Source organism: Arthrobacter sp. NPDC090010, from assembly GCF_044748305.1.
GTDB lineage: Bacteria > Actinomycetota > Actinomycetes > Actinomycetales > Micrococcaceae > Arthrobacter_E.
In genome coordinates, this window is sequence record NZ_JBIVFT010000004.1 from 305,916 (window position 1) to 314,031 (window position 8,116).

An 8,116-nucleotide genomic window follows, 5' to 3' on the forward strand; every position below is an offset into this window, starting at 1 on the left:
CGAGTTCGTGGGGTTTGGGGGGGGGGTGGGTTGTTTTAATAAAAAACCAAAACAAAAACCCCCCCCCCCCCCCCCCCGCGGGGGGCGGGGGGGGGGGGCCCCCCCCCCCCCCCCCGGCCCCCCCCCCCCCCCCCCCCAACCGCGGACTCGGCGACGTCAGGGCGGGCGCTCGTGTCGGACGTGCGACTTGGACCACGGGGACTGACCCGGGTGAGGCCCGGTTCTGCCGGCCCGAAGCAGATCGAAGACTGCTCCGGGCCGTTGATGGGCCGTTGATGGACCGCCTGGGGCGCGTCAGGAATTGGCCCGAAGCACCTCGAGGCGCTGCCGGTACTCGGACTCATCAATTTCGCCCCGCGCGTACCGTTCCCGGAGAACCGATTCGGCTCCCACCCGGCCTGCCTGATGGGCCCAATGCCGACGGCGCCGGGCGAAGAAGAAGATCCCGACGAAGAGCAGGACGAACCAGAAGAACGGGAAGATGAGGAACCAGGGAAAGAACCCTCCGGCCCACATTCCGTGAGCGGCGAGCGCCGGCGCGGCAAGTGCTGCTGTGCTGAGCATGATGAAACCTTTCGTCAAGCCGTCGGAAACGGCCGCTGTGGACCGGTGCTCCGGTCTGATTCCATCCTTCGCGCTCGGCAGGGCCTGCGCGTCTGCCCCAGGGAAGCACTTTGCGACCGCCACTACTCCATGGGGAGTAGTCGGCAGGAGTACCGCCTTCCGAAAGAGAACCACCGTCGCGGAGACGGGTTCGCAGACGCGGCCCGACTCGGCCGGACACGCCTCAGGCATGATCCGAACAGGCTCACAGGCGTAGTGGCGGAACCGTTCAGCCCGCCCAGCCAGGCCGGACCAGCCCGGATTCGTAGGCCGCCACGACCAATTGCGCGCGGTCGCGGCATCCCAGCTTGCCCATGATCCGGGAGACATGGGTCTTGGCGGTCAGCGGTGTGATGTACAGCTGCTCCGCGATTCCCGCATTATTGAGTCCCTCACCGACAAGGGCCAGCACCTCACGCTCCCGTTCGGTGAGTTCCGCCAGGCTACGGGGAGCCGCGGTGTCACCACCGCTCCGGAGGAGCTCCAGTACCTGACGGGTCACTCCCGGCGACAGCAGCGCGTCACCCTCATGTACCGCCCGGATGGCACGCAGGAGTTCTGCCGGTTCGGTGTCCTTGACCAGAAAGCCGGCGGCACCTGCCCGGATCGCCTCCACGATGTACTCGTCCAGCCCGAAGGTGGTCAGAATGATGATGCGGGGCCGGACCCCGTGGCGGGCGATCTCCCGGGTCGCTTCCAGCCCGTCTCCATCGGGCATCCGGATGTCCATGAGCATCACATCCGGTGCTGCGCTGCGAGCCAAAGCCACGGCCTGCCTGCCGCTGCCGCATTCACCTGCGACCTCCAGCCCGTCCTCGGCCTCGATGAGCGCCCGGAATCCGGCGCGGATGAGCGCCTGGTCGTCCGCCAGCGCCACTCGTACAGGGCGTGGCGGTACCTGCTCAGAGAAGCTCATCATCCCTCCTACTCCAGGTCAGTCCGTCATCCGGAACAGCGCCCTGATGAGTGCCTGGTCCGATCGGAAGCAGGACCACCAGCGAGAATTCCTCATCGCGCGAGACGGCATCCACGCTCCCTCCAGCAGCCGCCACCCGCTCACGCATGCCTCTGAGCCCGTGGCCTTCCCGGGGCTCCCGGCCATCCATGGGATTGGTGCACTCCAGGCGGACCGAGTCCTCATGTTGTTCCAGCCCGAGGACCGCTTCAGGGTGGGCGGCGTGCCGCCGTACATTGCTCAGAGCCTCCTGGACGGCGCGGTAGAGAGCGTCCCGCCCGCCGTCGTCGAGCACATCACAAGGCCTCGCCCATTCCCGCGGAGAAGGGGCCGGGCCGCGCCCGTCCGGCGGCTTCAGAGTCACCCGCAGACCGCCGTCGCGCGCTTCATCGATCAGCGCAGCCAGCGAATCCGCGCTCCGCCGCACCCGCGATGGAGAGAGCGGGGCCCCGCCCTCCTGGCCCGGGTCACGCAGCACGTCCAGAAGTTCGCGGACCTCGGCCAGGGAATCCTTGCTGGCCTGTTTGATGTCCTCCAAAGCGGCCACGAGCCGCGCTGGGTCCTTCTCCCCGAGATGCAGAGCCACCGAGGCCTGGACATTGATCAGTGAGAGGGAGTGGCCGACGACGTCGTGGATATCGCGCGCGAGCGTCAGACGGTATTCGTCGCGCTCGGCCTGCCTGCGGGCCATGCGCTGGTGGCGCAATTCGGAGATGCGCTGACGCCGTCTTCGGGCTGCCTCACCGAGCAGCACCCCCGCAGCCAGGAACGGCGGAGCACCGTCAGGCAACGAGACGTGTTCCCAGAAGGACCCGCGGAACCATCCCGCCGCGGAGACGACCACCACCACCGTGACCAGTCCGACGACCGTCCAGGCCTGCCACCTGCGTCCGCGGGCCCCTGCATACACCAGGGCCAGAACGAAAGCCAGGAAAGCCGGGCCCGGCGGGAACCCGGCCAGGGCGTAGGCACCGGTGAGGAGCGTCTCTCCCCCGAGGACCAGCGTGGGCCTGCGGAACATCCAGAATAAGAGGACGGCGGAGAGGAGCAGTAGCGCGTAGCCCTGCGGGGGCAGCTGAAGTCCGCGCCAATGAGCCACGGCCGTGGCACCCAGCACCTGGATGGCCGCCACGACGCACGGCAAGGCCACCCTGGCGATCCGGAACCGGCGTGCTCTGTCCATGTTCCTGAGCCTAAACGGACCCCCGGCGTTCCGCGTCCCCCAGCTGGAGTATGTGGACAGCCACAGGACGTGGCCAGAAAGGGCGCTGTCGGAAGGCGTCGCTCAGCTCAGCGGCTTGCTCACTTTGCCGTCGAGCCAGAGTTCGGTGGAGGCGTCGGCATGGGCGCCACCGCTTCCCACGTGTTTGTCGCTGATGGTCGGGCCGTTCTTGAGAACGTGTACCAGAGCCATGCCGTGTCCACGGCCCAGCCCGTACTCATCCTTCAGCCACTCGAGGACCACTCCCGCCTTGGTTCCTGGTTCCGCGAACCCCTTGGCGGTGGCTTCCTCCAGCAGGACTCTGGGCGTCTTGCCGGTCTTGTCCTCGATCGCGTCAAGGTATGCCTGGAATGACATTCCGTCCTCCTGTTCCCCGGCCTCAGGCCGTCTCGTCCCTGAATTCCTGAATGATGCGCGGCGAATCGTGGAGACAGGCCATCACCAGCGGTTCCTGCCCATGATTGATGAAACCATGCCACGTTCCGGCCTGGACGATGACGGTGCTTCCGAGTTCCATGGCGCGTTCGCCGTCGTCGAAACGGAAGGTCGCTTCTCCCTCCAGGACAAGCCACATCTCCGTGTACGGGTGGCGATGCAGTGCCGCCCCCTTGCCGTGCGGCGTCCGCACCAGGAAATACGACAGGCCGAGGCCATGCGCTTCCCCCTCGAACCGCTCCGTTCTACTGCCCGGCAAAGCCAGGCTGCCGGGCTCAAGCACTGTCACTGCATTCATCTCGTACTCCGTCTCCTCTGGTGTGAGAACCACTGTCACGGACGGGCGCACACCGCCGCTAACCTTTCGATATGGATCGAAACATCGTGGCATTCCGCTTGGGCCTGGATGATGTCGCAGCCCTGAGGTTCGGCATCTCGCCCGGTCACGAGCTTGCCGCCGCCATCCGCCTATTGCAGACGGCGCAGTCCCGTCCGCTGCATTGGGGCTGGCTGCGGAGCGCCCGGCGTGACTTGCCGGAGGAGGCATTCGCAGTCCTGGCCCTGTTGATCGCTCCTCAGGGCTACTTCCCGGACTTCCTCACCGGGCCTCCCAGCCCGGACAGGACACCGGACGATGAGCTGGAGACGCTCCGGAGCACTCCTCCGGACGTGGTCGCGCATCAGCTGCGCAAGGTGCTGCTCCTTGCAGAAGGACCGCGGTACCGGGCCGTGGAGCGGATGGCTGAGCATCCTGCCCTCGCATTGGGCAGGATCGCCGAGGCGTGGTCCGCCCTGTGGGACGCCCTCGTCGAGCCGCACTGGAAACAAGTACGCCGCCTCCTGCTGACCGACATCACCAGACGATCCGGAACGATGGCTGAGCTCGGTGCAGGGGCGATGGTGAGAGGGCTGCATGAGCGTGTCAGCTGGCGACCCGGCACGGTGCAGGTGAGGATGAATGCCTGGCAGGAGGAGGTCGACTGCCACGGGCAGGGGTTGCTTCTGGTGCCGTCAGTGCTTTCCAGCCCATGGTGCTCCGTCCTGACCGAGGCTCCCGTGCAACCGACACTCTTCTACCCCGTGCTGGACCTCTCCCCCGAATGGCACCGCTCGGGCCTGGTCGGCGACGGCGAGGCACTTCGACGCCTCCTCGGCACCGGCCGCGCCGCAGTACTCAGCATCCTCGAAACGGCTCACAACACCACCGACGTGGCCCGGCTGTGCCACCTCGCGCCGTCGACGGCGGTGCATCACCTGACCGTGCTGCGCGACGCCGGGCTGGTCACCAGCGCGCGCCGGGGTGCCGCCGTCGAACATCACCGGACACCGCTGGGTGACAGTCTGGTCCTGACCGCCCGCGACGGCGGCTGACAGGTACGGCTGAGGCGCCGGACCCACCGGGTCCGGCGCCTCAGCCGTAAGTGTCACTTTCAGACGGGAGAAACCGTCAGAGGCGAGCGGCTGCCCGCTCAGCGGCCTCGACCACATTGGTCATGAGCAGGGCCACGGTCATCGGACCCACACCGCCGGGATTCGGGGAGATCCACCCGGCGACCTCGGCCGCGGCCGGGTCGATGTCGCCGTGCACACGGCTCTTGCCGGTCTCCGGATCCGTCTCCCGTGTCACGCCGACGTCCAGCAGTGCGGCACCAGGCTTGACGTCCTCGGCCTTGACGATGTGCTTCACACCGGCGGCACCCACGATCACATCGGCCTGCTTGAGCAGCTCCGACATATTGGTGGTCCCGGTGTGCGTCAGGGTCACCGTCGCGTTGATCTCGCGCCGGGTCAACAAGAGGCCGATGGAACGGCCGATCGTGACACCACGGCCGACCACCACCACGTGCTTGCCCTTGAGGTCGTAGTCGTTGCGCAGCAGCAGCTCGATCACGCCCCGCGGGGTGCAGGGCAGCGGGGTATCGATCGGTCCGTTCACGTTCAGCACCAGGCGCCCCAGGTTGGTGGGGTGCAGGCCGTCCGCGTCCTTGGCCGGGTCGATGCGTTCCAGGATCGCATCCGTGTCCAGATGCTTCGGCAGCGGCAACTGGACGATGTAGCCGTGGCAGGAAGGATCCACATTGAGCTCGTCGATGAGGTCCTCGACCTGCGACTGGGTGGCGTCGGCCGGAAGCTCGCGCTGGATCGAGTTCATCCCGATCTCCAGCGACTGCTTGTGCTTCATGGACACGTACAGCTGCGACGCAGGGTCGGCGCCCACCAGGACAGTTGCGATGCCCGGAGTGACGCCCCGCTCCTTGAGCGCGGCGACGCGTTCGGTCAGTTCCTGCTTGATGGCGGCCGAAGCCTTCCGGCCGTCCAGGATCCGAGCCGATGCGAAGCGGCGATCCACGGACTGCTCCGTCACTGAGCCAGACCCGGGTACAGCGGGAAGCCGGAGGCCAGGACGTCCACGCGGGCGCGCAGAGCGTCGATGTCCGCACCCGGCAGGAGCGCCAGGGCGATCACGTCGGCCACTTCGGTGAACTCGGCATCGCCGAATCCACGGGTGGCCAGGGCGGAGGTGCCGATGCGCAGTCCGGACGTGACCATCGGCGGGCGCGGGTCGTTCGGGACGGCGTTGCGGTTCACGGTGATGTGAGCCTCGTGGAGGAGGTCCTCGGCCTGCTTGCCGTCGATGGCGGCGTCACGCAGATCCACCAGCACCAGGTGCACATCGGTGCCGCCGGAACGAACGGCGATGCCGGCGTCCTTGACGTCTTGCTGGGTGAGGCGCTCGGCGAGAATCGCGGCGCCGCGCAAGGTGCGTTCCTGGCGATCCTTGAACTCTGCGGTGCCGGCGATCTTGAAGGCGGTGGCCTTGGCGGCGATCACGTGCATGAGCGGACCGCCCTGCTGGCCCGGGAACACGGCCGAGTTGATCTTCTTGGCCAGGTCGGCGTCGTTGGTCAGTATGAAGCCGGAGCGGGGGCCGCCGATGGTCTTGTGCACGGTGGAGGACACCACATGAGCGTGCGGGACCGGGTTCGGGTGCACGCCCGCGGCCACCAGGCCGGCGAAGTGGGCCATGTCCACCCAGAGGTAGGCGCCGACCTCGTCGGCGATGGCCCGGAAGGCCGCGAAGTCCAGCTGGCGGGGGTAGGCCGACCAACCGGCGATGATCACCTTGGGCTTGTGCTCCAGTGCGAGGCGGCGGACCTCGTCCATGTCCACCAGGGACGTCTCCGGGTTCACGCCGTACGCGACGATGTTGAAGAGACGGCCGGAGAAGTTGATCTTCATCCCGTGGGTCAGGTGACCGCCATGGTCCAGGGACAGGCCCAGGAGGGTGTCACCGGGGCGGGCGATCGCGTGCAGCACGGCGGCGTTGGCCGTGGCACCGGAGTGCGGCTGGACGTTCGCGAACTCGGCGCCGAACAGAGCCTTGGCGCGCTCGATCGCCAGCGACTCGGCGACGTCGACCTCTTCACAGCCGCCGTAGTAGCGGCGGCCGGGGTAGCCCTCCGCGTACTTGTTGGTCAGCACCGAGCCCTGGGACTGCAACACGGAAACGGGGACAAAGTTCTCAGACGCGATCATCTCGAGGTAGGTGCGCTGGCGGTTCAGCTCACGCTCGAGGACGGCGGCGATTTCGGGGTCGACTTCAGCCAGCGGAAGGTTGCTGACGGATTCCTGCGCAGATACAGAGGTCACAGAATGCTCCTGGCGATACGGGAATGCGATTGCAGGTCAGGCTCCTGGCGCCGCCGCATGATCCGTCTGGCGTTCAGGCCAAGGTTTCACGCAGCGATGCATTGGAAAACGTGACCCTCGGCCCAGGCGGACGATCCGTGGTCTTCGACTGTGCCGCTCCCTGATGGTGACCCATCCGACGCCAGTTGCGACGGCACTAGCGTACCCCACGACGGATATCCTTAGCCTTGTGATTGAAGCCCCCACGTCATACACCCTGACGCTCTCCTGCCCCGACCGTCCCGGCATCGTGCACGCCGTCTCCGGCGCCCTCATGACCGTCGGATGCAACATCGTCGACTCGCAGCAGTACGGCAGCGCCACGACCGGCACCTTCTTCATGCGGGTGGAGGTGACGACGTCGGCGGCCTCCGAGGCGATCCGCACGGCGGTCGCCCCGGTGGCGGATGCGTTCGGGATGCGCTGGGCCGTCCACCCGGTGGGCCAGAAGGTCCGGACTCTGGTCATGTGCTCGACGGCGGCCCATTGCCTGAACGATCTGCTGTTCCTGCATCGCTCCGGGACGCTTCCCATCGAGATCCCGGCGATCGTCTCCAATCACACGGATCTCGCCCCGCTTGCCGAGTTCTACGGCATCCCGTTCCATCACATCCCCGTCACCTCCGCCACCAAGGCCGAGGGCGAGCGGAAACTGCTGGAGATCATCGAGGACGAGGAGATCGAGCTGACCGTCCTGGCCCGGTACATGCAGATCCTCTCGAACGATCTCTGCCGGGAGCTGGAGGGCCGGGCCATCAACATCCATCACTCCTTCCTGCCGTCGTTCAAGGGCGCGAAGCCGTATCACCAGGCGCATGCCCGCGGCGTGAAGCTGATCGGCGCCACGGCCCACTATGTGACGGCGGATCTGGACGAGGGCCCGATCATCGAGCAGGAGGTCATCCGCGTCAGCCACAGCCGCACCGCGGAGGAGTTCGTGCAGATGGGCCGCGACGTCGAGGGCCGCACCCTCGCCCAGGCCGTCCAGTGGCACGCGGAGCACCGGGTCCTCCTGGACGGCAACCGCACCGTGGTCTTCAACTAGCGGTCCCGGCGTCTGCTCGCCGGTTTTGCGCCCTTGTTGGTGTGGTGGGGGGGGGGGGGGGGGGGGGGCCCCCCCCCCCCGCCCCGCGCGGGGGGGGGGGGGGGGTTGTTGTTTTTGAAAAAATGAGAAAAACAACACCGCGGGTTAAGAACAACACCCGCCCGCC

9 protein-coding genes are annotated in these 8,116 nt (G+C 67.2%); 2 read left to right on the plus strand and 7 right to left on the minus strand.

What is annotated here, in order from left to right:
* Positions 1 to 294 precede the first annotated feature (294 nt).
* From ACIPXZ_RS09100 to ACIPXZ_RS09120, 5 genes are all read right to left on the minus strand, one after another.
* Positions 295 to 564: an SHOCT domain-containing protein gene (locus ACIPXZ_RS09100; RefSeq protein ID WP_400592693.1), complete on the minus strand. Its 270-nt coding sequence runs from the start codon at positions 562 to 564 to the stop codon at positions 295 to 297.
* Positions 565 to 832: 268 nt separating this feature from the next.
* A complete protein-coding gene (locus ACIPXZ_RS09105) occupies positions 833 to 1,519 on the minus strand; it encodes a response regulator (RefSeq protein ID WP_400592696.1) in 687 nt (228 codons plus the stop codon).
* Complete coding sequence (locus ACIPXZ_RS09110) at positions 1,506 to 2,741, minus strand: sensor histidine kinase (protein WP_400592698.1); 1,236 nt, start codon at positions 2,739 to 2,741, stop codon at positions 1,506 to 1,508. The genes ACIPXZ_RS09105 and ACIPXZ_RS09110 overlap by 14 nt, the downstream gene beginning before the upstream one ends.
* A gap of 102 nt (positions 2,742 to 2,843) precedes the next feature.
* A complete protein-coding gene (locus ACIPXZ_RS09115; protein ID WP_400592700.1) occupies positions 2,844 to 3,137 on the minus strand; it encodes a DUF4287 domain-containing protein in 294 nt (97 codons plus the stop codon).
* A 22-nt stretch (positions 3,138 to 3,159) separates the two neighbouring features.
* Positions 3,160 to 3,513 carry a cupin domain-containing protein gene (locus ACIPXZ_RS09120; protein WP_400592703.1) on the minus strand — a complete coding sequence of 118 codons (354 nt, stop codon included), beginning with the start codon at positions 3,511 to 3,513 and terminating at the stop codon, positions 3,160 to 3,162.
* Positions 3,514 to 3,584: 71 nt separating this feature from the next.
* Here ACIPXZ_RS09120 and ACIPXZ_RS09125 point away from each other — a divergent pair, with 71 nt between their 5' ends.
* Positions 3,585 to 4,586 carry an ArsR/SmtB family transcription factor gene (locus ACIPXZ_RS09125; protein ID WP_400592706.1) on the plus strand — a complete coding sequence of 334 codons (1,002 nt, stop codon included), beginning with the start codon at positions 3,585 to 3,587 and terminating at the stop codon, positions 4,584 to 4,586.
* Between the two features lie 76 nt (positions 4,587 to 4,662).
* Here the strand turns inward: ACIPXZ_RS09125 and ACIPXZ_RS09130 are convergent, their stop codons facing one another.
* Together ACIPXZ_RS09130 and glyA are read right to left on the minus strand one after the other, a co-directional pair.
* Entirely contained in the window at positions 4,663 to 5,580 is a 918-nt protein-coding gene (locus ACIPXZ_RS09130; RefSeq protein ID WP_400592709.1) for a bifunctional methylenetetrahydrofolate dehydrogenase/methenyltetrahydrofolate cyclohydrolase, read from the minus strand.
* Positions 5,577 to 6,866: a serine hydroxymethyltransferase gene (gene glyA / locus ACIPXZ_RS09135; RefSeq protein ID WP_400592711.1), complete on the minus strand. Its 1,290-nt coding sequence runs from the start codon at positions 6,864 to 6,866 to the stop codon at positions 5,577 to 5,579. Before glyA ends, ACIPXZ_RS09130 begins: the two co-directional genes overlap by 4 nt.
* 232 nt (positions 6,867 to 7,098) lie before the next feature.
* Here glyA and purU point away from each other — a divergent pair, with 232 nt between their 5' ends.
* Positions 7,099 to 7,950, plus strand: coding sequence for a formyltetrahydrofolate deformylase (purU, locus tag ACIPXZ_RS09140; RefSeq protein ID WP_400592749.1), 852 nt, complete (start codon positions 7,099 to 7,101; stop codon positions 7,948 to 7,950).
* Positions 7,951 to 8,116: the final 166 nt, after the last annotated feature.

Excerpts from the sequence above, each read along its gene's own strand:
- ACIPXZ_RS09120 (WP_400592703.1), bottom strand. The coding sequence starts at position 3,513 with ATGAATGCAGTGACAGTGCTTGAGCCCGGCAGCCTGGCTTTGCCGGGC.
- ACIPXZ_RS09105 (WP_400592696.1), bottom strand. The coding sequence starts at position 1,519 with ATGAGCTTCTCTGAGCAGGTACCGCCACGCCCTGTACGAGTGGCGCTG.
- ACIPXZ_RS09100 (WP_400592693.1), bottom strand. The coding sequence starts at position 564 with ATGCTCAGCACAGCAGCACTTGCCGCGCCGGCGCTCGCCGCTCACGGA.
- ACIPXZ_RS09115 (WP_400592700.1), bottom strand. The coding sequence starts at position 3,137 with ATGTCATTCCAGGCATACCTTGACGCGATCGAGGACAAGACCGGCAAG.
- ACIPXZ_RS09125 (WP_400592706.1), top strand. The coding sequence starts at position 3,585 with ATGGATCGAAACATCGTGGCATTCCGCTTGGGCCTGGATGATGTCGCA.
- ACIPXZ_RS09110 (WP_400592698.1), bottom strand. The coding sequence starts at position 2,741 with ATGGACAGAGCACGCCGGTTCCGGATCGCCAGGGTGGCCTTGCCGTGC.